Below are 24,398 nucleotides of genomic sequence, written 5' to 3'. Positions count from 1 at the left end.
TCGATGCAAAATAGTTTGGCTTATAATGCTTATTCCCAAAATCAAGTAGGGATAGAATCTTCTCAAAAATTGATCGAAATGCTCTATGAGGGCATTTTGCGTTTTTGTGCTAGAGCTAAAGTAGCTATTAGAAATGAAGATATAGAGCAAAGAGTTTATTTTGTTAAAAGAACTACAGCTATTTTTATAGAATTAATCAATACTTTAGATTATGAAAAAGGTGGAGAAGTGGCACATTATTTAAGTGGCCTTTATACTAGAGAAATTCAACTTCTATCTTTGGCAAATTTAGAAAATAATGAAGCAAGAATTGATGAGGTTATTAATGTAACTAAGGGTTTATTGGAAGCTTGGAGAGATGTGCATAGTAATGAAGAAATGGCTTGATGATTTTAAACTCGCTTTAATACAAGAAAATATAGAAAATTTAGATAGTCTTTTGGATGATTTAAATCTAAAAGACTTTGCGGTCAATATAGCCCAAGAATCTAAAAATGATGACGAGCTTAGAAAAAATATAAATCTTACCTTAAATCAAATTCAGGCTCTATTGCAAGAGGCTATAAATTTAATTATAATAAAAAAAGACAACAAAGCTCATGATATTCAAAAATTTCAAAAAGCTTTAAAATATTTTAAAGTTTAATTTTGATGATTAAATAAAAAAATATTTTCATTAAATTATAAGCAAGGCAGTGCTAGAATAAGCTTTTATAAAAAATTCTGAGGAAATTATGAAAGATTTATTTTTATTCAGTTCTTTATTTGATTCAAGTCATACTTTTTCTTATTTTTTTCATTTGGGCTTAGTGGCTTTTATCGCGGTAATTATTGCTTATAAAGTTACAAGTTCTATGCAATTTATACCTCGTGGTTTGCAAAATTTAGGCGAAGCTTTTTTAGAGGGTGTTCTTTCCATGGGGCGTGATACCTTAGGAGATGAAAAAAATGCTAGAAAATATCTTCCTTTGGTAGCTACTTTAGGTATTATTATATTTTTTAGCAATGTTATAGGTATTATTCCTGGTTTTCACTCTCCAACAGCAAGTTTAAATTTAACTTTATCTTTGGCAATTATTGTCTTTGTTTATTATCATTTTGAAGGAATAAGAACCCAAGGCGTGGTGAGATATTTTTCTCATTTTATGGGACCTATTAAATTTTTAGCACCTTTAATGTTTCCAATTGAAATTGTTTCTCATTTTTCTCGCGTTATTTCTTTATCGTTTCGTCTTTTTGGCAATATTAAAGGAGATGATTTATTTTTAATGGTTATTTTGGCTCTTGTCCCTTATGTAGCGCCACTTCCTGCTTACGTACTTTTAACTTTTATGGCTTTTTTGCAAGCTTTTATTTTTATGATTTTAACTTATGTATATCTAGCAGGTGCTGTTAAGATAGAGGAAGGTCATTGATTTATATTTTGGAATTTTTCAAAGGTGCATCTTTGGCTTTAATGCTTTTTGGTGCACTTTTGATGTTTTTTAAATTTAATTCTTATATATATTTGTGTTTAGGATTGACTCCAGGTTTTCTTTTAACTTTAATTTTTATTTTACTGATAGAAAACTATCAACTTAAAAATAAGTTAAATAATATTTCTCATTAATTTTTTTAATAATTAATAATTACTTTTTATTTTTTAAAGTCATTTTGAAAGAAAATAATGTTAAAATAATGCTAAAGACAATTTAAGTATCGAGGAAATTTAATGTTTGAAGTAGTTATAGGACTTGAAGTTCATACCCAACTTAATACTAAGACGAAAATTTTTTGTTCTTGTGCAACTTCTTTTGGAGAAACTCCTAACACCAATGTTTGTCCTACTTGTTTAGCTTTGCCAGGTGCTTTACCTGTTTTAAATGAAGAAGCAGTTAAAAAAGCGATTTTTTTCGGAAAAGCTGTAAATGCTACTATTAATAAAAAGAGTGTTTTTAATCGTAAAAATTATTTTTATCCGGATTTACCTAAGGCTTATCAAATCTCTCAATTTGATATTCCTATAGTTGAAAACGGGGAACTTTTCATCAATATAAATGGCGAAAATAAACGTATAGGTATTACTAGGGCACATTTAGAAGAAGATGCAGGAAAAAATATCCATGAAAGTAATTTTTCTAAAGTAGATTTAAACCGCGCTGGAACTCCTTTGCTTGAAATTGTAAGTGAACCTGAGTTAAGAAGTAGTGATGAAGCAGTTGCTTATCTTAAAAAACTTCATTCTATTATACGTTTTTTAGATATTTCAGATGCAAATATGCAAGAAGGAAGTTTTAGATGTGATGCAAATGTAAGTATTCGCCCTAAAGGAGATACTAAACTTTATACAAGAGTTGAAATTAAAAATCTTAATTCTTTTCGTTTTATACAAAAGGCAATTGACTATGAAGTAAAGCGTCAAAGTGAAGCTTGGGAAGATGGAACTTATGAAAAAGAAGTTGTGCAAGAAACAAGACTTTTTGATACAAATAGTTTAACTACTCGTTCAATGAGAGGAAAAGAAGAAGCTGCTGAATATCGTTATTTTCCTGATCCTGATCTTTTACCAGTTTTACTTAAAGATGAATTTTTGGAACTTGAAATTCCTGAATTGCCCGATGATAAGAAAAAACGTTATATTCAGGAATTAGGCATCAAGGAAAGTGATGCAGAAGTGCTTATTAGTTCGCTTGAAATGAGTCGCTTTTTTGAAAATTTAATTGCTCAAAAATTAAATCCTAAATTTTGTGTTAATTGGCTAAATACAGAATTAATGGGGCTTTTAAAAGGAGAATTAACTATAGAAAATTCTCCAGTAGATGCACAAAAACTTGGAGTATTAATAAAACGAATAGAAGAAGGTGTTATTAGTGCTAAAGCAGGCAAAGAAGTTTTAGCTTATGTATTTGAAAATACTCAAATAAATATTGATGAAGCTATTGATAAATTGGGCTTAAAGCAGGTAAGCGATGATTCGGCAATTGAAGCAGTGATTGAGAAAATTTTAAAAGAAAATGATGATAAAGTTACAGAATATAAAAGTGGTAAAGATAAGCTTTTTGGATTTTTTGTAGGCCAAGTAATGAAAGAAGGTAAAGGAGCTTTTAATCCTTCAAAAGTAAATGAAATTTTAAAATCAAAGTTAGATTAATGAGCAAAATTGCAGTCATTGGAGCGGGAAAATGGGGCAGTGCTTTATATCATGCTTTTAATGTAAAAAATACTTGTTTAATTACTTCTCGCTCTGAACGCAATTTAATGCATTTTGTTGATTTGGATACTGCTTTAAAATGTGATTATCTTGTCTTTGCTTTAAGTTCTCAAGGAATTCATAAGTGGCTTAAAGAGCATTTTAAAAATCAAGGTCAAAAAATTTTAATTGCCTCCAAAGGCATAGAAACTTCAACTTGTAAATTTTTAGATGAAATTTTTTTAGAATTTGTAAATCATGATCAAGTATGTGTTTTAAGCGGTCCTTCTTTTGCAGCAGAAGTTGAGAAAAAATTACCTTGTGCTTTGGTTGTTAGTGGTTTTAATCTTGAAATTTGTGAAGAATTTACAACTTTTTTTCCTGATTTTATAAAAACATATATAGGTGATGATGTAAGAGGTTCAGAAATTTGTGGAGCTTATAAAAACGTTTTGGCTATTGCTAGCGGAGTAAGCGATGGTTTAAATTTGGGTCATAATGCAAGAGCATCTCTTATTTCAAGAGGACTTATAGAAATGCACCGCTTTGGAAATTTTTTTGGAGCCAAAGAAGAAACTTTTTTAGGACTTAGCGGAGCGGGAGATTTATTTTTAACTGCTTCAAGTCAGCTTTCTAGAAATTATCGTGTAGGTTTAGCACTTGCTAAAAATCAAAAATTAGATGATATTTTAAAAGATCTAGGAGAAGTTGCAGAAGGAGTTAAAACAGCTTATGCTATAGAAAAAATAGCTTTAAAAAATCAAATTTATACACCTATAGTACGCGAAGTTGTGCAAATTTTACAAGGTAAAGATGTAAAAAAAGCAGTGCAAGAATTATTAAAAGCTAAAAAATAGGAGTTAAAATGCTTATTAAAAATGCTAGAATTTATGGTCAAGATTTACAAGATATTTTAATTCAAAATGGAAAAATAGTAAAAATAGATACTCATTTAGAAGATGATGAGATTTTAGATGCTAAAGGAATGACTTTATTGCCTTCTTTTGTTGATTTAGGTGTTAGTTTAAAAGATGATAAGTTTTCTTTGGAGTATTTATCATCTTTGGAACAAGAATGCATAGATAATGGTTTTAGCGCTGTTGTTTTGCGTGATTGTATGGATTTTGATGAAGAAACTTTTTCTCTTTTTTTACAAAATTTAAATTCTAGAAAAATAATTTTTTTTTCAAGTGTACGCGTTTTAAATTCTCAAGGAAAAATTAAAAATTTAGCTACACTTTTAAATAAAGGGGCTCATACTTTAGAACTTAAAAGTTCTAGTAATGCAAATATTTTGCGTGTAGCTATGCAATATGCTTTAATGAAAGATAGTTTCGTTTTTGTTCACTGTAATGATAGTGATTTTGATGATAGAGGAATGATGAATGATTGTGAAACTAGCTTTAATTTAGGTCTTATTGGAATGAGTTCGGTTGCTGAAACAAGCGAAGTTGCAAAAATGAAGGAAATTGCTAAATTTTATGGGGTTAAGATTGTTTTTGATTTATTGAGTCTTAAAAGATCTATTGAAATTTTAGATAAAAACGATCTTAAATTAGTTAGCATTCATCATTTGATTAAAGATGATAGCGCTTGTGAAAATTTTAATACAGCAGCTAAATTAAATCCTCCTTTAAGAAGCATTCATGATAAGGAATCTTTGAGAAATTTTTTAAAAGAAGGAAAAATTCAATTTTTAACTTCTATGCACAGTCCTAAATCTTCTTTTTTAAAAGAATTAGTTTTTGATGAAGCGGCTTTTGGGATCGATGGAATATGTGATTTTGCAAGCCTTTGTTATACCTTTTTCATTAAAAATGGTTTTTTAACTTGGAAAGAACTTTGCAATTTTACTAGTAAAAATCCTAATGAATTTTTAGGTTTAAATGCTGGAGTTATAGAAATAGGAAAAGATGCTAATTTAATATTTATTGATGAGCAAGAAGAAATTTCTACTCCAAAAAGTTCCCTTTATAAAAAGGATAAATTATTTGGAAAAGTTAAAATGCATATGATTAAAGGTAGAATACTTTAATAAAATATTAGTTTTAAATTTTAATTAATAAATTATTTTTTTATTTTAGCAATTTATTAAATTGCTAAAATAAATTTAAATCCTAAGAATATAATTGCCGCCATAATTCCTGCAGCAGGTAAGGTGATGATCCATGCTAAGCCTATTGGTTTCATTAAATTCCAATTTGCATTTTTATTATATACACCAATGCCTAAAATTGCGCCAATTAAAATATGAGTAGAGCTTACAGGAATTCCAAATTGAGTAGCTAAAAGTATAACGATACTAGCTCCAAGTTCTGCACTAAAACCGGTTGTTGGTTTAATAGTGGCTAATTTTGATCCTACTGTAGCGATTACTTCTTTTCCTAAAAACCAAAGTCCAGCAACTAAGGCAACTCCAAACATTGCCATTGCAGCGAAAGGTACGGGTGATTTGGCATTAATGGTTGCATTTTTAAGAACATCCAAAATAGCTGCAAAAGGTCCGATAGCATTAGCTATATCATTGGCTCCATGAGAAAAAGCAAAACTTGAGGCAGTAAAAATTTGAAACCATGAAAAAAGTCTATCAGTTGTTTTATTTAACTCATTTTTTTTGACAATTTTTACAATAGCAAATGTTATAACATAGCTAATTATTCCCAAAATTCCTATAATCCAAAAATTTTGTAAAATATCTAAAGTGCTTACATTATTTAAGCCTTTAAATAAAAACATTGCTGAAATGATCGCTGCACTAATGCATGCAACTATAGGCATATGAGTTTTTAAGATAGAATATATATCTATATTCTTTTCTCTTTCTTTAAATTCTTTAATTTTATTTTTATAAAAATTATTTTCTTGCTCTTCATCGTCTAAAGCAATTGCTGAGAGTTCTTTGATTTGTTCTTCAGTTGATTTATTTTTAAGATTTAAAAAATAATTTTCTTTAAATTTCTTTTTTTCTTTTTTTATAATTTTTAAATCTTCGCTTAATTTTTCGGAAGGTTTAAGTATTTTTTTATCAATATAAGCATAGATTAAATAAGCAACCAATCCTCCGAGTAAAGGAGAAGCAACCCAAGATATAACAATTTTTATAATTTCGCTCCATTTAACCATAGAAAGAGTTTGAGGGCCATCAAATTTTAAAAGTCCCATCATAATACTTGCACCAACAATTCCACCTACTATACTATGTGTGGTTGATACTGGCAGACCTTTTTTAGTAGCTATAAAGATCCAAAGTCCAGAGCTAAGAAGGGCAGCTAGCATAATGGAAACAAAAAGCATAGGATTAAATTCTTTAGGAAAAATTACAATTCCGCTACGTATAGTTTGAGTAACTTCAGCACCTGCAAAAATAGCTCCGCTTAATTCAAAAACTGCAGCAATAAGAAGAGCTTGTTTGATAGTAACTGTTTTAGCTCCAACGCTTGTCCCAAAAGAGTTGGCAACATCATTGCCGCCAATATTAAAAGCCATAAATATACCAAAAATTGAGGCAAGTATAAAAAGTATTAATTGGTGTTGAGATATATAGTTAAATCCCCAAATAATAAAAGCTGCAACGCTTATGATAAATATAACAAAAGCTATAATATTATCTTTTTGCATAAAAACCCTTTTTTAATTTTTTAAGTTTATTTTTTAATTATATCTTTATAATCCTGAAATTGAAATATTTTGTTTTTAGGTTGATATGATATTTATTTTATTTTTTTATAATACTTAATTTAGATTGTAATCATAGGGAAAGCTAATTTTAATGAAAAATATTTTTTATGTATTTCTCTTATTTTCTTTACTCAATGCAAATGAAACAAATTGTTCATGGCATAAATTTGATTTTCAATCAATTAAAAAAGCTCCTAAAATAGAAGAAACAAATATAGATTTTCAAAATGCTTTAAATAGTCTATTATCTAGTACTTTAGAAAATAAAAATGGTATAGATACAACAGATGGTGTTTTAGATTTTCAAAATGAAAATATTCGTGTTAAAAATTTGAGTTCAATTTATGAAGGGGAAAATGATTCTTTATTATTTCAAAAAGAACTTTTTATTGCTCAAGATGGATATAATTATTCTAGTGGTTTAATCAATCGCTATAAAAAAGATAATTTTTTATTTGGTTTTAATGGATTTGTAGATAAACAAGAAGAGCAAAAAGATGCTAAAAGTTTTGGGACAGAATTTGGTTATGGTGATTTTATTAAAGCTTATAGTAATTATTATATTTTAAATGATATAGATAAAAGCTTTCAATTGGGGATTAGTTTTATTGATTCTGCTTACAATAAATTCACATTTGATGTAATTAAGGATGAAGAAAAAACTAACTATCAATTAATCTATTCTCCTTATAGTGCATTAAATTTAAATTTATCTCGTCGTATTTTTAATACTAATTCAAATGAAAATGATATTACGGTTCAAATTGGATTTAATTTTAGTTTTGATAAAAATTTTTTAAAACAACTTCATAAGCAAGGTAATATTTTCCAAGAAATCAATCGCTATGATTTCTTGGAGAGAATTTATTAATTCATCCCTGCATTATGAAATTTTTCTGGATTGTCCATAGCATAACGGAATTTTTCCCAATCAATTTGTTTATCCCAAATAGAAACAATTAAAGCTGCAACACTATTTCCGCAAAGATTTCCTACAGCCCTCATTTCTGACATAAATTTATCAACACCTAAAAGTATTCCTATAGCTGCAACTGGTAGAACTTCTGCTAAAGTAGCATTTGCTTCTGAAATTTCCATATTTCCTAAAGCAGCTAGGGTGCTACCTAAAACTATAAATCCCGATCCTGTAACTCCTACAGCACCTTTTGAGGCTATCATAAGAACAATTAAAATACTAATTTCATGTGCTAAACTTAGATTGACATTAAAAGCTTGTGCTAAAAAAATCAAACTCATAGCTAAATATATATTGGTACAATCAAGATTAAAACTATAGCCTGTTGGCAAAACAAGTCCAACAGTGGCTTTAGAAAGACCAGCTTTTTCTAATTTTCTCATCAAAGGAGCAAGTGCTGATTCGCTTGAACTTGTCGCAAAGACGATTAAAACTTCACGAGCTATAAACCTCATAAATTTAAATATATTTACCTTAGCAAAATAGCAAATAATTCCTAAAATACCAAATATAAAAACTAGGCAAGAAATTAACATAACTAAGAGCAAATAAGCAAGATTAATCAAAGAGCCAATGCCATATTGTGCAATTAAAACAGCCATAGCTGAAAAAGCAGCAATAGGACTAAAATACATTATAATTTGTAAAATTTTAAAAACAAAATTTTGAAGAACTTCTAAAACTCTTTGAATAGCTTGCTTATCTTCTGTTCTCATTAAAGAAATAATTAAAGCTGTAACGATAGCAATAACTAAAACTTGTATAGTTTTTCCTTCTGTAAAAGGAGTAATAATATCAGTTGGTATAGCATCTTTTAAAATATGCATGATTTCTGAGCTAGCACTAATTTCTGTTGTTTGTGAAATATATTTTTGCACACTTTTAGAATCTAATTGATCAGGGCTGAGATTCATCCCATGTCCTGGTTGCATTATATTAGCCATGAAAATACCTATAACTAAAGCCAAGGTGCTTACAACTTCAAAATATATTACAGCTTTAGCTCCTATACTTCCAACCTTTTTTAAACTTTCAAGACTAATAATCCCTAAAACTAAAGTTACAAATATAATAGGTCCAATTAAAACTTTTAAAGATTTAATAAAATATTCTACACCTAGCTTACTTGCAATAGCCCATTCTTTATCAATGTATCCAAGTGTAACACCAGCAATTATTCCTATAATCACCCAAAAACCTAAACTTTTTAAGATTCTTTTATATAATGGAGGTTTTATCTCTGCAAAAGTTTGACTTAAAGTTTCCAAAACAGCTCCTTAATTTTATTTCAACTGGTAACATCTTAACAAACAAAGAATAAAATTGAAATTAAATATTTTAATACTTAATTTCAATAAAAAATCATTTGAGTTGCAATGTTACATAATTTCTCATTTTATAAGAAATTAAATATATTTATGTTAGCATCAAGCTTTTATAAAATATAAATTATTATAAAATACTTTAGAGGCTTAGTTAAATCTAATATATTATTTTTTAAAGTATTAAGTTTAGAAAGAGTTTTAGGATCATGGAAGAAATAATAGTAGATAATAATGCTTTAATTACTTCAAAAACAGATCTTAGGGGGAGTATTATTTATGCAAATAATGATTTTGCTAAATATGCAGGATATACAATTGATGAGTTATTAAATCAACCTCATAATATTATACGACATGAAGATATGCCAAGAACGGTATTTAAATGTTTATGGGATTATATACAAAGAGGGGATGAAATTTTTGCCTTTGTTAAAAATAAAGCTAAAGATAGAAGATATTACTGGGTTTTTGCTAATGTAACTCCTTCTTATGGTATACATGGTAATATTATCAATTATTATTCGGTTCGTAGGGCTCCAAATCGTAAAGTTTTACCCATGATAGAAGAAATCTATAAAATTTTAAGAGAAAAAGAACAAAAAAGCGGAATTCAAGCAGGAGTTAAAGCTTTAACAGACATAATTAATTCTTATAAAATAAGCTATAATGAGCTTATTTTTAATTTGCAGTATGAAGATTTAAAGACAAATTAATATTAATAATTGTAAAATTGTGTTCGATCTTTGTAACTTATTTTGCAAGGGTTAATTCTATCTTTTTTTTGATTTAAAATCGTAAAATTAAATATTATTGTAAGAAAGGGAGACCCAATTCAATGAAAAATGGATTATCTTTGGCTATTTTTCTAGGTATTTTGAGTATCTTTGGAACGATTTTCGTTCATGCTTATGTTGGAGCAGTGATTGTATTACTTGCTATTGTGCTTATGATTTTTCTTTTTATGTATTATAAAGACGAACAAATAATGATAGATAAGCTATATGATCTTTGCAAGGAATTAAAAGAAGGAAATTTTGAAAATAGAGTTGTTTATGTGAAAACCAAAAGTCAAAAATTTGCAGAAATTTCAGATAATCTTAACAATACTTTAGATAATCTCGAAGCTTATTTAAGAGAGATTAACACCTCAATAGCTTGTTCTCAAAAAGGAGAATTTTATCGCAAAGCTTTACCTGAAGGTCTTAAAGGTATTTTTGCTCACAATATTGAATTTATTAATAAAGCTTTAGCTAATGTAGAAAATACTTCGAAATCTGTATTTAAAAATGCATTATCAAGAGCATTGATGGATCTTAGTCTTGGAAATCAAAATAGAGATATGTCACAAATTTCAATCTCTTTAAATAAAGATATTGATGTTATGAAAAATGTTCATGATATAGTTGATTCAATCACTCATACTGCAACAGAAAATGGCAGTGAAGTTGATTCTTTACAAAGCGCTATGACTTCTTTAATGGAAGTGGTTAATTCAAGCAAAGAAACAGTTCAAACTTTTGTTGCTAATTCTCAAAATATTACTTCCGTGGTTGAGGTTATTAGAGATATTGCTGATCAAACAAATTTACTTGCGCTTAATGCTGCCATAGAAGCTGCACGTGCAGGAGAGCATGGTAGAGGATTTGCAGTAGTTGCTGATGAAGTAAGAAAACTAGCTGAAAGAACTCAAAGATCTACGAGTGAAATTTCTATAGCAATTCAAACTATGCAACAAGATTTTATCAATATTCAAAATGGTAGCGAGCAAGTTTTTGATATTGTAAGTCAATCAGAAGAAAGAATTCAAAAGTTTTCTCAAGCTTTTAGAGGTTTAGAAGAAAATAGTTCTACTCTAGGTAAAGATTTTTCAGAGTTGGCTAATAGAATGGCATTATCAGTTATAAAACTTGATCATATTTTATATAAATCAAATATATATTTAAATCTTAATGGAGCTCAAGATTTTGATCTATCTAGTGTAGATCCAATTTCAAATTTGTGCTTGGATGATAGAATAAAAAATATTATTAATTATTTTGTATCTGATGAAGAATTAAATTCTGCAAAACAATTAATTAAAAATAATGCTAAAAAAGCAATAGAAGAATCAAAAACAAGTTATATTGATCAAAAAGTATATGATGCTATTGTTAATGATATAAAAGTTTTAGAACATAGAAGTACTGAAATTCTAAATAAATTAAAGATTTAAGGAAGTTTAAATGTCAAAAGAAATTTTTTTGCAAAAAGAAAGTTTGATAACTTCAAAAACAGATTTAAAAGGCTTAATAGTTTATGCAAATGATGATTTTTTAAAATATGCTAATTATACTATGAAAGAGGTATTATATCAACCTCATAATATAGTAAGACATCAAGATATGCCAAAAACTGTTTTCAAATTTTTATGGGACTATATGAAAGAAGGTAAAGAAATTTTTGCTTATGTAAAAAATAGAACTAAAAATAATGATTATTATTGGGTCTTTGCTAATGTAACACCTTCTTTAGATACTAGGAATAATATTATTGGATATTATTCAGTCAGACGTATGCCAAATCGTAAAGCATTGGAGACTATAGAAGATCTTTATAATAATTTATTAAGAGCTGAAAAACAAAGCATCCATAAAGGCGTAGAAATGTTGAAAGATTTCTGCAAAAGTATGGGCAAAAGCTATAATGAATTGATATTCTCTCTTCAAGAGAGTAAATAAATTTTTATAGACTTAAAACAATCTTTGTTTTAAGTCTTGATGTTATATAATCTCTACTCGTTAAAAAACTTCATTGATTTTAGGAAAAAATATGTTCGATATTATCGTCATAGGTGGTGGACATGCCGGTATTGAGGCAAGTGCTGTCGCTGCTAAAATGGGCAAAAAAACCTTACTTTTAACAACTCTTATAGAACAAATTGGTGCAGCAAGCTGTAATCCTGCTATTGGAGGACTTGCTAAAGGACATCTGGTTAAAGAACTTGATGCCATGGGTGGCTTAATGGGTGAAATTACAGATATTGCAGGTATACAATTTCGTATTTTAAATGAAAGCAAGGGTGTAGCAGTAAGAGGAAGTAGAGCACAAATTGATATGGATAAATATCGTATTGTTGCACGTAATAAACTTTTAAAGCTTGAAAATTTAGAAATTTCACAAGAACAAGTTTGTGAGCTGATATTTGAAAAAGATAGAGTTATTGGAGTAAAAACTAATTTAAATAATGAATATAAAGCTCAAAAAATTATCCTAACAACAGGAACTTTTTTAAATGGACTTATTCATATAGGAGAAAATAAACTGGAAGCAGGAAGAGTTGGAGAGCTTTCTTCTATAAAATTAGGAAAAAATTTATCTTATAGCGGTTTAAAAATAGGGCGTTTAAAAACCGGAACTTGTCCTAGAGTGGATGCAAAAACTATTGATTTTAATGTTCTTGAAATTCAATATGGAGATAAAAATCCTAAGGCTTTTAGTTTTAAAACCAGAGACTTTAATCCAATTCAATTGCCATGTTATATAGCAAGGACAAATTTAAAAACTCATGAAATTATTAAAAATAATTTTTATCGCGCCCCACTTTTTACAGGGCAAATTGAGGGAATTGGTCCAAGGTATTGTCCTTCAATAGAAGATAAAATTAATCGTTTTACAGATAAAGAAAGTCATCATCTTTTTATAGAACCTCAAACAATTGATGCTACTGAATATTATATTAACGGATTTTCTACTTCTTTGCCTTATGAAGTTCAACAAGAAATGCTTTCTTCGATAAAAGGATTTGAAAAAGCTAAAATTACACGTTTTGGTTATGCAATTGAGTATGATTATATCGATCCAACGGAACTCTATCATACTTTAGAAACCAAAAAGATTAAAAATCTTTATTGTGCTGGACAAATTAATGGAACAACCGGCTATGAAGAAGCTGCAGCACAAGGCTTTATGGCTGGAGTGAATGCAGTATTGGCTATTGATGAAAAAGAACCATTTATTTTAAGACGAGATGAAGCTTATATAGGAGTTTTAATTGATGATTTGGTGATAAAAGGGACAAAAGAACCTTATAGAATGTTTACCTCAAGAGCTGAATTTAGACTACTTTTAAGAGAAGAAAATGCTATCATTAGACTTGGAAAATATGGTAAAGAATTTGGACTTTTAAAAGATGAAGATTATAAATTTATTGAAAATATTAAACAAAATTTAGATAAAGGATTAAATTTTCTTTTAGAAAAAGAATTGACTCCTAATAATCAAAATAATGAATTTTTAATTTCTTTAGGAGAAGAAAAGATCAGTTCTATTGTTAATTTACAAAAAATAGTTGCACGGTCTAGTTTTAATATAGAAAAATTAAAGAAACTAGATCCTATTTTTGAAGCCATGGATGAATATTCTTTAGGAGAAATCTTAAATGAAGCTAAATATTATCATTATATTATCATGCAAAAAGCACAAGTTGAAAAAATGAAAAATTTAATCGATATGCGTATACCTAAAGATTTTAATTTTAGAGATGTGAGCGGTTTGAGTAACGAAGTAATTGAAAAACTTGAGCTCAATAAGCCTTTAACTTTATTTGCTGCCAGTCAGATTAGTGGTATTACGCCAGCAGCTTTGGATATTTTACAAATTTATATAAAAATTCAAAAGAAACAAAATTAATGTTTCTTGCGATTTTATTTTTTTTAATTACTTTAGTTTTTATTTTTTTAAGACCTTGGAATTTATCTTTATGGATAATTTCTTTAATTGGAGCTTTTTTTGTTTATATTTTTAAACTTGTAAATTGGCAAGATATTATTTTTATTTTTGATCTTGTTTGGGGAAGCTCTTTAACTCTTTTAGCGCTTATGATACTTTCTTTTGTTTTAGAAATTTTAGGTTTTTTTGATTTTATAGCTATAAAAATTTTAGCTTATTCTAAAAATAAAAATGAAAAAATTGCGACTAAAAAATTAATGTTTTTCTTGCTTATTTTTGTATTTTTTCTCACTGCTTTTTTAGGAAATGATGGTGCTATTTTGATTATCACTCCTATTGTTATTGCGATTTTTAGCACTTTTAAGAATTTAAATGAAAGTATGATTGTAAATACTTTTTTATTAAGTGTTTCTTTTTTGTGTGATGCTAGCTCTAATACTTTGGTTATTTCTAATTTAACTAATTTAATTACAGCTAATTATTTTAATCTTGATTTTTTGGAATTTACAAAAAGTATGTTTTTGCCAAGTCTATTTGTTTTATTATCAACACTTTTTGTTGTTTGTTTTATTTTTTTAAGATCTTTGCCACGCGATCTTGAAATAAAAATATCTCAAGAAGTAAAAATTTCTACTCCTTTTTTTCTTTTTTGTATTTGTTATTTGATTTTATTTGTGTTTAGTTTTTTCATTGCTCAAATATATCACTGGGATAAAAGTTTGATTGCTTTATGTGAGTCTTTATTTCTTTGGTTTATAGCTTATAAGATTAAAAAAAGAGAAGCATTGAGTGTAGTTAAACATGCACCTTGGGGTATTTTTATTTTTAGTTTTGGACTTTATATAGTTGTCTTTGCTTTGCATAAATGTGGAGTGGGTGAAATTTTATCCAATTTATATCAAAATTTTGAACATAATAGAATTAATTCTATTATGGGAACAGGCTTTGTTTCAGCTTTATTATCTTCTATTTTTAATAATTTACCCATGACTTTAATTGGAGATTTAGCATTAAAAGATTTTTCAAAAGATATGATATATGCACATCTTTTAGGGGTTAATATCGGCTCAAAGCTTACTCCTATAGGTTCTTTGGCAACTTTATTTTGGTTAGAGCTTATAGCAAAAAGAGGTATTAGAATTTCTTTTCTTCAATATTGCAAATTTAGCTTTTTTATTACATTAATTGTTCTTTTTTTCTCTTTTTTAGGACTTATTTTAAAATAAGTAAACAAGAGATTAATAAGCAAAGAAAAAATTTATTTTATTTTAGATAAACTAATGGTTTGTTTAAATAAAAAATGAAAGGACGAGTTATGGCTACATCTGAAAGCAGAAGAAGCTTTATGGGAGTTGCATTTGGAACAGTAGCTGCTGTAGGTGGTGTTTTTTCGCTTGTTGCGATGAAAAAAACTTGGGATCCGCTTCCAAGTGTTAAAGCTGCAGGTTTTACTACAGTAGATTTATCTGGAATGCAAGCTGGAGAGCTTAGAACGATAGAATGGAGAAAAAAACCTATTTTTATTTTAAAAAAAGATGCTAGTATGGCAAAAGATCCAAAACGCGATGTTGTAGTTGATAATGCAGCATATACTGTTGTTATAGGATTATGCACGCATTTGGGCTGTATTCCTGCGTATCATCCAAGTGAGCAAATTTTTAAATGTGCTTGCCATGGTGGGGAATTTGATACGAGTGGAAAAAATATTTTTGGGCCTCCTCCAAGACCTCTTGATATCCCTCCTTTTAAAATTGAAGGCACTAAACTTGTTTTAGGTGAAGAGGGACCAGAATATAAAAAAATGACCAAGGAGGCTTAATTATGGCACACATTAGAAAAGCAAATGGCTTAATAGATTGGCTTGATCAAAGATTAGCTGTCCATAAATTATTTGATGTTTTAATGGTAAAATACTGGATTCCTAAACAAATTAATTTTCTTTGGGCAATGGGTGTTATTTTAACAACACTTTTTGCAGTACTTTTTGTAACAGGTCTTTTACTTGTAATGTATTATAAACCTGATACTGCTCTTGCTTTTGATAGCGTAAATAAAACAATTATGCAAGAGGTTGATTATGGTTGGTTATGGCGTCATATGCATGGTGTAGCTGCTTCTGTAATCTTTTTAATCATTTATATTCATATGTTTACTGGAATTTATTATGGTTCTTATAAACGCGGTAGAGAAATGATTTGGGTAAGTGGTATGCTTCTTTTTGTTGTGTTTTCAGCTGAAGCTTTCAGTGGCTATATGCTTCCTTGGGGGCAGATGAGTTATTGGGCTGCACAAGTTATTACTAATCTTTTTGGAGGAATTCCTTTTATAGGTCCTGAACTTGTAATTTGGATTCGTGGAGATTATGCTGTTTCTGATCCAACTTTAACAAGATTTTTTATGCTTCATGTTTGCTTACTTCCTATAGTGATTATTTCAATTATTGCTTTCCATTTTTATTCTTTAAGAATTCCACATGTAAATAATGAAATTTCTGAAGAATTGGATTTTGATTTAGAAGCTGAAAAATATATGGCAGGTGATACTAGAAATTCAAAAGTTATTCCTTTTTGGCCAGGATTTTTATCTAAAGATTTTATGTATATTTGTTTATTTATGATTTTCTTCTTTTATTTAGTTTGTTTTAAATTCGAATTTGCTATGGATCCTATTAATTTTGATCCAGCGGATGCGCTTAAAACTCCACCTCATATTTATCCAGAATGGTATTTTTTATGGAGTTATGAGGTTTTAAGAGGATTTTTCTTTGATATAGGCGGTATTAAAGCTTTCAATATCGGTTTAGCAGCTTTTGGTATAGCTCAAGTAATCTTTTTCTTGCTTCCTTGGCTTGATAGAAGTGAAGTAGTAAAACCGGCTCATGAGAGACCTTTATTTTTTATTTGGTTTTGGATTTTACTAATAGATATGATTGTTTTAACTATTTATGGTAAGTTGCCTCCAACGGGTGTAAATGCTTGGGTAGGATTTTATGCTTCTATTGTATTTTTATTATTGCTTCTAGTTATCTTACCTATAATTACTATTATGGAAAGAAAAGGAGCTAAATAATGAGAGAAATTAAAATATTTTTAATAGTAGTAATTTTTGCAGGAATTGTATATTGGGGTGTTGAACCTTATGCTCATTCTGTAATGAAGCCACATGTTGCTCCTGCTAATTTTAATTTTTCTGCAGAAGATTTAAATTATGCTAAAAGCATCTTAGCTCAAAAAGAAGTAGCTTTAAATGATGCAAAAAAGGCAAATGATACTAAAAGAATTGAAAGCGCTCAAAAAGAACTTGACAAAGCAAAAGAAGATTTAAATCAAGTTAAAACTCTTTGGGATAAAGTTGCAAAAATAGATCTTAGCAAAGGTAATGTAGCTAAAGGTAAAGAATTTTTTACTGAAAATTGTGCAAGTTGTCACGGTTTAAAAGAAGATAATATTACATCACCAGTAGCTGATTCTTCTGCTTTTGGAGTTATTCCTCCTGATTTAAGTGCTGCTGGGGTTATTTTTGATGATAAATTTTTAGCTGCTTTAGTGATAAATCCATCAGTAGCTTTAAAGGTATATCATAAATTTGGAGATAATTTTCCAATGCCTCCTTATCAAGATACTCCAGAAGTTATGGATGCTAATATAGCTAATGTAGTTGCTTATCTTAAAGAAATGGGAAATAAATTTGAAACTAATGAAGATATAGCAATTAAAAAAGAAATAGAGACTAAATATCAAAAAATGGCAAATAGTCCTGAAAAAACTGCTTTAATCAATAAAGACATTACGTTTGCTAAAGATAAAGCTACTTTTATAGAAGCTTGCGGTCGTTGTCATGATGTAAAATATGATAATTTTTTCACTCCTTCAAAACATAGTGATTTAAAAACTTATTTAGGTTCAATACCGCCTGATCTTTCAATGATGATTAGATCTCGTGGAGAACAATATCTTCATGATTTTATCAATGATACTCAAAAATTACTTCCAGGAACTGCTATGCCAAGAGTTGGTTTAACAGAATCTGCTCAAGCTAAGGTTATTTCTTATATTGAAAAAGTAGGTGATAGCAAAAAAGAAGAAAGAGAAAAAACAGGAATTTATATTATGATATTCTTCGTTATTTTAAGTGTATTTGCTATAGGCTGGAAACGCTCAGTTTGGTCTAAACTTCATTAAACTTTTTTAGATTTTCATCAGTATTGTGATGAAAATCTTTTAATTTATCTTCAATTTTATTAGATTTTAAACTTAAAAGAGAAATACTGCTGTTTAATAATTTTTATTGAATTGGAGTATTTATGTTTGAAAAAAAATTAATTAAAAAGATTCTTTCAAAATGGAATTATGGTGATTTTAAAGTTATATTTTGGGATAATGATGAATTGATTATTGGAAAAAAACCTTCTCAATTTACTTTAATTTTTAAAGAAAAAATACCTTTATTTAATTTATTTAACGATACAAGTTTAGTATTTGCAAAACATTATATGGAGTCTAAGCTTGATATAGAGGGAAATTATGATGAAATAGCTAGAGTATTATATTATTTTTCAAATAAACATTTTTTGAAAAATAAAGAAGATGTTTTGAGTAAAATTACACAAAAGCAAGAAAGTAAAAATATTAAAAGTCATTATGATTTGGGAAATGATTTTTATAAATTATGGCTTGATGAAACTATGAGTTATTCTTGTGCTTATTTTAAAAATCCAAATGATACTCTTTATCAAGCACAAATTAATAAAATCAATCATACTTTAAAAAAGCTAGATTTAAAAAAAGGAGAAAAACTTTTAGATATAGGTTGTGGTTGGGGATGGCTTTCTATTATGGCTGCACAACAATATGGCGTTAATGTTGTTGGAGTGACTATTTCTGAAGAGCAATATAAAAAAGCAAAAGAAAGGGTTAAAGAATTTAATCTTGATGATAAAGTTGAAATAAGATTGCAAAATTATCAAGATTTAGAATTTGAAAATTATTTTGATAAGGTTGTATCTGTAGGTATGTTTGAGCATGTAGGTAAGGAAAATTTAGGACTTTATTTTATGAAGATTAAACAAGTATTAAAACCAGGTGGAATGATGCTTTTACATTCTATTTTATCTATGTTTGAAGGTAAAACTAATGCTTGGATTGATCGATATATTTTTCCAGGAGGATATTTACCTTCTTTAAGAGAAGTTATTGGTGTGATGAGCGAATGGGATTTTCATCTTCTTTTAGCGGAGAGTTTGAGAATACATTATGCTAAAACTTTAGATATATGGAGTCAAAATTTCAATCAAGTTTTACCAGAAGTTAGAAAAAAATATGATGAAAAATTTATCAGAATGTGGGATTTATATTTAAGATCTTGTGCTTCAGCTTTTCGCGTGGGTAGTGTAGATTTATTTCAATTTTTAATTACAAAAGAAATTAATAACGAATTAAGCCCAACTAAAGAATATATCTATAAGTAAAAACTAAACTTAGTTTTGGTAAAATCGAAACTTCATTTCGCACACACCAATTTCCTTTTTAGCTTGTTTAGTTAAGGGGTGTGGAGGAATAAAAGCTAAATTTATAAGGAGAAATCATGGTTAGCATGAGAGATTTATTAGAATGCGGTGTTCATTTTGGACATCAAACAAGAAGATGGAATCCAAAAATGAAGAAATTTATTTTTGGTGAAAGAAAAGGTATCTATGTTATAGATTTGCAAAAAACTTTGAGATATTTTAGATATACTTACAATATTGTTCGCGATGCTGCAGCCGAAGGTAAAACTATACTTTTTGTTGGAACAAAAAAGCAAGCCGGCGGGGCAATTAAAGAATATGCTGAAAAATGTGGTATGCCTTATGTCAATCACAGATGGTTAGGTGGTATGATGACCAATTTTGGCACTATTCGTCAATCAATTAGAAAATTAGAAGTTATAGAAAAAATGGAAGAAGATGGAAGTATCAAACTTTTAACTAAAAAAGAAGCTTTGATGCTTACAAGAAAAAAAGAAAAATTATTAGCCTATCTCGGAGGAATTCGTCATTTAAAAACTCAACCAGATATGATCTTTGTTATTGACACAGTTAAAGAAAAAATTGCTGTTCAAGAAGCAAATAAATTAAAAATTCCTGTTGTGGCGCCTCTTGATACAAATTGCGATCCTGATTTGGTAACTTATCCTATTCCAGGCAACGATGATGCGATTCGTTCTGTGCAACTTTTCTGTCAAGAAATCGCTGAAGCTATCAATGAAGGAAAGAATTTAAGAGATCAAGATGGTGAAATGCCAATTACGCAAGAAGAAGAGATTACAGAAGAAGAAAAAAAAGAAGTTTTAGATGAAGCTATGAGCGAAGAAGATTTTAAAGAGGAGCAAGAATAATGGCTGAAATTACTGCTGCAATGGTAAAAGAACTCCGTGAAAGCACAGGCGCGGGGATGATGGATTGTAAAAATGCTTTGAGTGAAACTGATGGAGATTTTGACAAAGCAGTTCAGCTTTTAAGAGAAAAAGGATTAGGTAAGGCTGCAAAAAAAGCCGACAGACTTGCCGCTGAAGGTTTAGTAAGTGTTAAAGTTAATGATGATTTTTCAAGCGTAACTATCACTGAAATCAATTCAGAGACCGACTTTGTAGCTAAAAATGATCAATTTATTTCTTTGACTAAAGATACAACAGCACACATTCAAAACAATAGCTTACAAAGTGTTGAAGAGCTTCATTCGAGCATAATCAATGGGGTAAAATTTGAAGAATATTTAAAAAGTCAAATTGCAACTATTGGTGAAAATTTAGTTGTAAGAAGATTTGCGACTTTAAAATCAAGTGCTAATGGTGTTGTAAATGGTTATATCCATACAAATGGACGTATAGGCGTTATTATTGCTGCTGCTTGCGATAGTGCTGAAATTGCTTCTAAATCAAGAGATTTTTTAAAACAAATTTGTATGCATATAGCAGCAATGAAACCAAGCTATTTAAGTTATGAGGAATTAGATATTTCTTTTGTTGAAAGTGAATATAAGGCTTTAGTTGCTGAACTTGAAAAAGAAAATGAAGAAAGACGCAGACTTAAAGATCCAAATAAACCAGAGCTTAAAATACCTAAATTTGCAAGTAGAAAACAACTCAGTGAAGAAATTTTAAAACAAGCAGAAGAAGATATTAAAGCTGAACTTAAAGCACAAGGGAAACCTGAAAAAATTTGGGATAATATTATCCCTGGAAAAATGAACAGCTTTATCGCGGATAATTCTCAACTTGATAGCAAATTAACCTTAATGGGGCAATTTTATGTTATGGACGATAAAAAAACTATAGAGCAAGTTATTGCTGAAAAAGAAAAAGAATTGGGCGGTAAAATTAAAATTGTAGAATTTATTCGTTTTGAGGTTGGTGAAGGCTTAGAAAAGAAAACTGAAGATTTTGCTGCTGAAGTGGCTGCACAACTTTAAAAGCGATTGTAATGGAACTTTTAAGAGCGGAAAATTTAAATCATGGTTTTGATTATCCGCTCTTTGAAAATTTAAATTTAACTTTAAAAACTCAAGATTGTATAGCTATAGAGGGTAGTAGCGGTTGCGGAAAATCAACTCTTTTGCATATCCTTTCTTCTTTACTTCAACCTAATGGAGGCGATGTTTTTTATAAAGATAGAAATCTTTATCATTTAGATGAAAATGAAAGATTAAAAATTCGTCGTTATGATTTTGGTATTATTTTTCAAACACATTATTTATTTAAGGGCTTTTCTGCTTTAGAAAATATAGAACTTGCTAGCGTTTTATCTCATCAAAAATTAGATGAAAAGATTCTAGAAAAACTAGGCATTGATAAACTTTTAAATCAAAAAATAGGAAAATTAAGCGGTGGGCAACAACAACGTGTAAGTATAGCTAGAGTGCTTTGTAAAAAACCTAAAATTATATTTGCAGATGAAGCAACCGGAAATTTAGATTTTGATAATGCTAAAAATGTTATAGAGCTTTTAATAAGTTATGCTAAAGAAAATGAAGCTGCCCTGTTTTTTGTCACTCATGATCATAAACTCGCAAAATTTTGTGATCAAATTTACACTTTAAAACTAAATGGAATTTGTTAATTATCTTGGCGATAAAAATGTAGCCACCTTTATGCTCCTTTTTGCTAGAATGAGCGGGCTTATAGTTTTTTTTCCTTTTTTTTCTCATAATTCTATTCCTATAGTTATTAAAATAACTTTAGCTTTGTTTTTAACTATGTATTTATATCCTCTAGCAAAACTTGAAAATTTGCATTTAGATAGTTTTTTTGTGATTCAACTTTTAAGCGAAGTGATTTTTGGGATGATTGCAGGTTTAATATTGCAAATTATTTTTGCTATTATTATGATGGCTGGTGAACAAATTGCTTTTATCATGGGATTTACAATGGCTAATGTTTTAGATCCAAGTTCTGGCACAAATATGCCAATTACATCCCAAATTTTGCATTTAATTGCTTTATTGTTTTTTCTAGCCTTTAATGGGCATCATTTGATACTTTTATTTTTAAGTTATTCTTTAGGTTATATTGATTTAGGGGCTTTTTATCCTCAAGAAAATTTAATGCGTTATTTAAATTCGGGCATTTTAAATATTTTTATTATAGGTTTTACTATGAGTTTTCCTATACTTGGAATTTCTTTACTTACCGATACTATTTTTGGACTTTTAATGAAAACTATGCCGCAATTTAATCTTTTAGTAATTGGTTATCCTATTAAAATCGCTTTAGGAATTATTGTTTTAATAGTTATTTTGATTGTAATGATGGAGTATTTTAAGGATTTGATATTAGAAGCAATCACTCATATGCAAACTCTCTTTTTTGTCTAAGCAAAGGATAAATGAAAATTTTGTAGAATAGTGATTATTTTTAAGGACAAGTGATGAAAATTTTACTTTTAAATGAGAATTCTGTAGTTTCGAGATTGATAAGTCTTAGTGCTAAAAAAATGTCTTATGAATTTGAGGAGCTTAATACTTATAGTGAAGATTTGGGTCATTATGATGTTATTGTAGTTGATAGCGACGTTCCAGCTCCTTTAAAGGTTTTAAAAGAAAAATGCGATAAATTGATATTTTTAGCACCACGTAATCAAAATGTTGATATTGATGCACAAATTTTATATAAGCCTTTTTTGCCTACAGATTTTTTAAATTTATTAAATGGGGAAAATTTAAAAATCGATGATACTATTACTACAACAGCTATTGAAGATTCCAATGATGAAACCATTAAAGATGAACTTGATATAAATGATTTGAATTTAGATGATAAATCTAGCGAAGATGAATTGAAAATTGATGATTTAAATTTGGATTTTGATGATAAATCTAGCGAAGATGAATTGAAAATTGATGATTTAAATTTGGATTTTGATGATAAATCTAGCGAAGATGAATTGAAAATTGATGATTTAAATTTGGATTTTGATGATAAATCTAGCGAAGATGAATTGAAAATTGATGATTTAAATTTGGATTTTGATGATGAAAAATCAGATGAAGAAAATTTAAATATTGAAGAAACTAAAGATCTAGAAAATTCTTTAAATGAAGAAAATGAAAATCTTGACAATCTTAATGAAGAAACTGAAACTATAAAATTAAATGATGAAACAAAAGAAGAAATTAAAGAGGATTCTCAAATATCACAAGAAAATCAAGATAAATTAGAAGCTGATGATGATTTTAAACTTGAAGAAAATATCGATGAGTTGGATGAAAAAGATAATGCACTAGAAGAAAGTCATAAGGAAAATAATGAAATTTCAGAAAATCATGAAATTTTAAATCATGATGAAATTTTAAACGATGATAATCTTTTATTACAAGAAGAAAATTTAAATGAAAAAACAGAACAAATAAATACTCCAAATATTCAAGAAGATTCTTTTGAGGATGAATTACCTTTAGTTGAAGAGCAAGAAAAAGAAGTTGATTTTGATGATATTCCAGAAGATGCAGAATTTTTAGGACAAAATAAAGAAGATGATGGAAAATCAGAAGAAGAAATCTTACCTGTCATTGAAGAAGACAATTCTTTAGAGGAAGATTTAATCAATGATTTTGGAAATTTAAGCGCTCAAGATCAGATTAAAGAAGAATTAGCACAACTTGATGAGCTGGAATATGAGATTGATGAATATGATAGTCCGCAGATTTTAGAGAATTTTAAAGATACACCTGTTTTTGATGAAAAAGAATTACAAATTGATGAGGAAGAAGTCGTGGTTCCAAATTTAGCAGCAAATGAATTAGATGGTATTAAAGAAAGTGAAATACAACAAGCTTTAGGTGAAACTATAACAGAAAAAGCTATTGAAGAGAAAAAAACTATTGAAGAAGAAATAGCATCTCAAGACCCTAAGGCACCAGAAACGACTAATGAAGAAATTGTAAATGAATTGAGTCAAAGTATTGCAGGAGCAATTACTTCAAGTATTAAAGATGATACTTTAAAAGCAGCGCTTAAGGGCATGAATATGAATATTAACATTAATGTTACTTTTAATGAGGAATAATGT

Annotated in this window: 24 protein-coding genes; 22 read left to right on the top strand and 2 right to left on the bottom strand. The window is 28.5% G+C overall.

All coding sequences use genetic code 11. The features are described 5' to 3' along the window. Positions 1–3: 3 nt before the first annotated feature. The 7 genes from fliS (at position 4) to CMOL_RS04520 (ending at position 5,204) form a co-directional block, all read left to right on the top strand. Entirely contained in the window at positions 4–387 is a 384-nt protein-coding gene (gene fliS / locus CMOL_RS04550; protein WP_239819894.1) for a flagellar export chaperone FliS, read from the top strand. Continuing rightward, positions 371–646: a hypothetical protein gene (locus CMOL_RS04545; RefSeq protein ID WP_239819893.1), complete on the top strand. Its 276-nt coding sequence runs from the start codon at positions 371–373 to the stop codon at positions 644–646. Before fliS ends, CMOL_RS04545 begins: the two co-directional genes overlap by 17 nt. An 88-nt stretch (positions 647–734) precedes the next feature. Further along, positions 735–1,415 (top strand): F0F1 ATP synthase subunit A, encoded by a 681-nt coding sequence (locus CMOL_RS04540; protein WP_239819892.1) that lies wholly within the window; start codon positions 735–737, stop codon positions 1,413–1,415. Next, positions 1,412–1,609 carry a hypothetical protein gene (locus tag CMOL_RS04535; RefSeq protein WP_200280936.1) on the top strand — a complete coding sequence of 66 codons (198 nt, stop codon included), beginning with the start codon at positions 1,412–1,414 and terminating at the stop codon, positions 1,607–1,609. The genes CMOL_RS04540 and CMOL_RS04535 overlap by 4 nt, the downstream gene beginning before the upstream one ends. Positions 1,610–1,711: 102 nt before the next feature. Continuing rightward, on the top strand, positions 1,712–3,130 hold the full coding sequence (gene gatB, locus CMOL_RS04530) for an Asp-tRNA(Asn)/Glu-tRNA(Gln) amidotransferase subunit GatB (RefSeq protein ID WP_200280939.1): 1,419 nt from the start codon (positions 1,712–1,714) through the stop codon (positions 3,128–3,130). Next, a complete protein-coding gene (locus CMOL_RS04525) occupies positions 3,130–4,026 on the top strand; it encodes an NAD(P)H-dependent glycerol-3-phosphate dehydrogenase (protein WP_200280942.1) in 897 nt (298 codons plus the stop codon). The genes gatB and CMOL_RS04525 overlap by 1 nt, the downstream gene beginning before the upstream one ends. An 8-nt stretch (positions 4,027–4,034) precedes the next feature. Continuing rightward, positions 4,035–5,204 (top strand): metal-dependent hydrolase, encoded by a 1,170-nt coding sequence (locus tag CMOL_RS04520; protein ID WP_239819891.1) that lies wholly within the window; start codon positions 4,035–4,037, stop codon positions 5,202–5,204. 56 nt (positions 5,205–5,260) lie between these two features. Here CMOL_RS04520 and CMOL_RS04515 read toward each other — a convergent pair whose 3' ends face one another. Further along, the gene (locus CMOL_RS04515; RefSeq protein ID WP_200280946.1) at positions 5,261–6,787 is read right to left on the bottom strand and encodes an inorganic phosphate transporter; all 1,527 of its coding nucleotides are present in this window, start codon (positions 6,785–6,787) and stop codon (positions 5,261–5,263) included. Positions 6,788–6,938: 151 nt separating this feature from the next. Here CMOL_RS04515 and CMOL_RS04510 point away from each other — a divergent pair, with 151 nt between their 5' ends. Next, a complete protein-coding gene (locus CMOL_RS04510) occupies positions 6,939–7,718 on the top strand; it encodes an inverse autotransporter beta domain-containing protein (RefSeq protein ID WP_239819890.1) in 780 nt (259 codons plus the stop codon). On the opposite strand, the gene CMOL_RS04505 is transcribed toward CMOL_RS04510, so the two are convergent. Continuing rightward, positions 7,715–9,091, bottom strand: a complete 1,377-nt coding sequence (locus tag CMOL_RS04505) for a cation:dicarboxylate symporter family transporter (RefSeq protein WP_239819889.1) — start codon at positions 9,089–9,091, stop codon at positions 7,715–7,717. The genes CMOL_RS04510 and CMOL_RS04505 overlap by 4 nt on opposite strands. Positions 9,092–9,354: 263 nt before the next feature. On the opposite strand from CMOL_RS04505, the gene cetC reads away from it, so the two are divergent. From cetC to CMOL_RS04435, 14 genes are all read left to right on the top strand, one after another. Further along, positions 9,355–9,861 (top strand): energy taxis response protein CetC, encoded by a 507-nt coding sequence (gene cetC / locus CMOL_RS04500; RefSeq protein ID WP_239819888.1) that lies wholly within the window; start codon positions 9,355–9,357, stop codon positions 9,859–9,861. A gap of 122 nt (positions 9,862–9,983) precedes the next feature. After that, positions 9,984–11,360 (top strand): bipartate energy taxis response protein CetA, encoded by a 1,377-nt coding sequence (cetA, locus tag CMOL_RS04495; protein ID WP_239819887.1) that lies wholly within the window; start codon positions 9,984–9,986, stop codon positions 11,358–11,360. Between the two features lie 10 nt (positions 11,361–11,370). Continuing rightward, positions 11,371–11,865 carry a bipartate energy taxis response protein CetB gene (gene cetB / locus CMOL_RS04490; protein ID WP_200280956.1) on the top strand — a complete coding sequence of 165 codons (495 nt, stop codon included), beginning with the start codon at positions 11,371–11,373 and terminating at the stop codon, positions 11,863–11,865. 91 nt (positions 11,866–11,956) lie between these two features. Beyond that, a complete protein-coding gene (mnmG, locus tag CMOL_RS04485) occupies positions 11,957–13,816 on the top strand; it encodes a tRNA uridine-5-carboxymethylaminomethyl(34) synthesis enzyme MnmG (RefSeq protein WP_200280959.1) in 1,860 nt (619 codons plus the stop codon). Next, the gene (locus CMOL_RS04480) at positions 13,816–15,081 is read left to right on the top strand and encodes an arsenic transporter (protein WP_239819886.1); all 1,266 of its coding nucleotides are present in this window, start codon (positions 13,816–13,818) and stop codon (positions 15,079–15,081) included. The genes mnmG and CMOL_RS04480 overlap by 1 nt, the downstream gene beginning before the upstream one ends. An 89-nt stretch (positions 15,082–15,170) precedes the next feature. Continuing rightward, positions 15,171–15,674, top strand: a complete 504-nt coding sequence (gene petA / locus CMOL_RS04475; RefSeq protein ID WP_200280963.1) for a ubiquinol-cytochrome c reductase iron-sulfur subunit — start codon at positions 15,171–15,173, stop codon at positions 15,672–15,674. A 2-nt stretch (positions 15,675–15,676) separates the two neighbouring features. Beyond that, complete coding sequence (locus CMOL_RS04470) at positions 15,677–16,924, top strand: cytochrome b (RefSeq protein ID WP_200280964.1); 1,248 nt, start codon at positions 15,677–15,679, stop codon at positions 16,922–16,924. Next, positions 16,924–18,036 carry a c-type cytochrome gene (locus tag CMOL_RS04465; RefSeq protein WP_239819885.1) on the top strand — a complete coding sequence of 371 codons (1,113 nt, stop codon included), beginning with the start codon at positions 16,924–16,926 and terminating at the stop codon, positions 18,034–18,036. The genes CMOL_RS04470 and CMOL_RS04465 overlap by 1 nt, the downstream gene beginning before the upstream one ends. 122 nt (positions 18,037–18,158) lie before the next feature. After that, positions 18,159–19,322: a class I SAM-dependent methyltransferase gene (locus CMOL_RS04460; RefSeq protein WP_239819884.1), complete on the top strand. Its 1,164-nt coding sequence runs from the start codon at positions 18,159–18,161 to the stop codon at positions 19,320–19,322. 116 nt (positions 19,323–19,438) lie between these two features. Further along, positions 19,439–20,230: a 30S ribosomal protein S2 gene (gene rpsB, locus CMOL_RS04455; RefSeq protein WP_239819883.1), complete on the top strand. Its 792-nt coding sequence runs from the start codon at positions 19,439–19,441 to the stop codon at positions 20,228–20,230. Further along, positions 20,230–21,303 carry a translation elongation factor Ts gene (gene tsf / locus CMOL_RS04450; protein ID WP_200280972.1) on the top strand — a complete coding sequence of 358 codons (1,074 nt, stop codon included), beginning with the start codon at positions 20,230–20,232 and terminating at the stop codon, positions 21,301–21,303. Before rpsB ends, tsf begins: the two co-directional genes overlap by 1 nt. Before the next feature lie 11 nt (positions 21,304–21,314). Further along, positions 21,315–21,950 (top strand): ABC transporter ATP-binding protein, encoded by a 636-nt coding sequence (locus CMOL_RS04445; protein WP_239819882.1) that lies wholly within the window; start codon positions 21,315–21,317, stop codon positions 21,948–21,950. Continuing rightward, positions 21,937–22,704 (top strand): flagellar biosynthetic protein FliR, encoded by a 768-nt coding sequence (gene fliR / locus CMOL_RS04440; RefSeq protein ID WP_239819881.1) that lies wholly within the window; start codon positions 21,937–21,939, stop codon positions 22,702–22,704. Before CMOL_RS04445 ends, fliR begins: the two co-directional genes overlap by 14 nt. 53 nt (positions 22,705–22,757) lie before the next feature. Further along, the gene (locus tag CMOL_RS04435; RefSeq protein WP_239819880.1) at positions 22,758–24,395 is read left to right on the top strand and encodes a midas domain-containing protein; all 1,638 of its coding nucleotides are present in this window, start codon (positions 22,758–22,760) and stop codon (positions 24,393–24,395) included. Positions 24,396–24,398 lie beyond the last annotated feature (3 nt).

This window comes from Campylobacter sp. RM10537, assembly GCF_022369435.1.
GTDB lineage: Bacteria > Campylobacterota > Campylobacteria > Campylobacterales > Campylobacteraceae > Campylobacter_D > Campylobacter_D molothri.
This window is presented reverse-complemented; position numbering and strand designations above follow the sequence as displayed.

What these genes read in the sequence shown, in the direction of transcription:
- CMOL_RS04435 (WP_239819880.1), top strand. Translation starts at nt 22,758, where the DNA reads ATGAAAATTTTACTTTTAAATGAGAATTCTGTAGTTTCGAGATTGATA.
- CMOL_RS04545 (WP_239819893.1), top strand. Translation starts at nt 371, where the DNA reads ATGAAGAAATGGCTTGATGATTTTAAACTCGCTTTAATACAAGAAAAT.
- CMOL_RS04515 (WP_200280946.1), bottom strand. Translation starts at nt 6,787, where the DNA reads ATGCAAAAAGATAATATTATAGCTTTTGTTATATTTATCATAAGCGTT.
- mnmG (WP_200280959.1), top strand. Translation starts at nt 11,957, where the DNA reads ATGTTCGATATTATCGTCATAGGTGGTGGACATGCCGGTATTGAGGCA.
- CMOL_RS04460 (WP_239819884.1), top strand. Translation starts at nt 18,159, where the DNA reads ATGTTTGAAAAAAAATTAATTAAAAAGATTCTTTCAAAATGGAATTAT.
- CMOL_RS04510 (WP_239819890.1), top strand. Translation starts at nt 6,939, where the DNA reads ATGAAAAATATTTTTTATGTATTTCTCTTATTTTCTTTACTCAATGCA.
- gatB (WP_200280939.1), top strand. Translation starts at nt 1,712, where the DNA reads ATGTTTGAAGTAGTTATAGGACTTGAAGTTCATACCCAACTTAATACT.
- CMOL_RS04540 (WP_239819892.1), top strand. Translation starts at nt 735, where the DNA reads ATGAAAGATTTATTTTTATTCAGTTCTTTATTTGATTCAAGTCATACT.
- CMOL_RS04470 (WP_200280964.1), top strand. Translation starts at nt 15,677, where the DNA reads ATGGCACACATTAGAAAAGCAAATGGCTTAATAGATTGGCTTGATCAA.
- tsf (WP_200280972.1), top strand. Translation starts at nt 20,230, where the DNA reads ATGGCTGAAATTACTGCTGCAATGGTAAAAGAACTCCGTGAAAGCACA.
- CMOL_RS04520 (WP_239819891.1), top strand. Translation starts at nt 4,035, where the DNA reads ATGCTTATTAAAAATGCTAGAATTTATGGTCAAGATTTACAAGATATT.
- cetB (WP_200280956.1), top strand. Translation starts at nt 11,371, where the DNA reads ATGTCAAAAGAAATTTTTTTGCAAAAAGAAAGTTTGATAACTTCAAAA.
- fliR (WP_239819881.1), top strand. Translation starts at nt 21,937, where the DNA reads ATGGAATTTGTTAATTATCTTGGCGATAAAAATGTAGCCACCTTTATG.
- CMOL_RS04465 (WP_239819885.1), top strand. Translation starts at nt 16,924, where the DNA reads ATGAGAGAAATTAAAATATTTTTAATAGTAGTAATTTTTGCAGGAATT.
- cetC (WP_239819888.1), top strand. Translation starts at nt 9,355, where the DNA reads ATGGAAGAAATAATAGTAGATAATAATGCTTTAATTACTTCAAAAACA.
- CMOL_RS04480 (WP_239819886.1), top strand. Translation starts at nt 13,816, where the DNA reads ATGTTTCTTGCGATTTTATTTTTTTTAATTACTTTAGTTTTTATTTTT.
- CMOL_RS04525 (WP_200280942.1), top strand. Translation starts at nt 3,130, where the DNA reads ATGAGCAAAATTGCAGTCATTGGAGCGGGAAAATGGGGCAGTGCTTTA.
- cetA (WP_239819887.1), top strand. Translation starts at nt 9,984, where the DNA reads ATGAAAAATGGATTATCTTTGGCTATTTTTCTAGGTATTTTGAGTATC.
- rpsB (WP_239819883.1), top strand. Translation starts at nt 19,439, where the DNA reads ATGGTTAGCATGAGAGATTTATTAGAATGCGGTGTTCATTTTGGACAT.
- CMOL_RS04445 (WP_239819882.1), top strand. Translation starts at nt 21,315, where the DNA reads ATGGAACTTTTAAGAGCGGAAAATTTAAATCATGGTTTTGATTATCCG.
- petA (WP_200280963.1), top strand. Translation starts at nt 15,171, where the DNA reads ATGGCTACATCTGAAAGCAGAAGAAGCTTTATGGGAGTTGCATTTGGA.
- fliS (WP_239819894.1), top strand. Translation starts at nt 4, where the DNA reads ATGCAAAATAGTTTGGCTTATAATGCTTATTCCCAAAATCAAGTAGGG.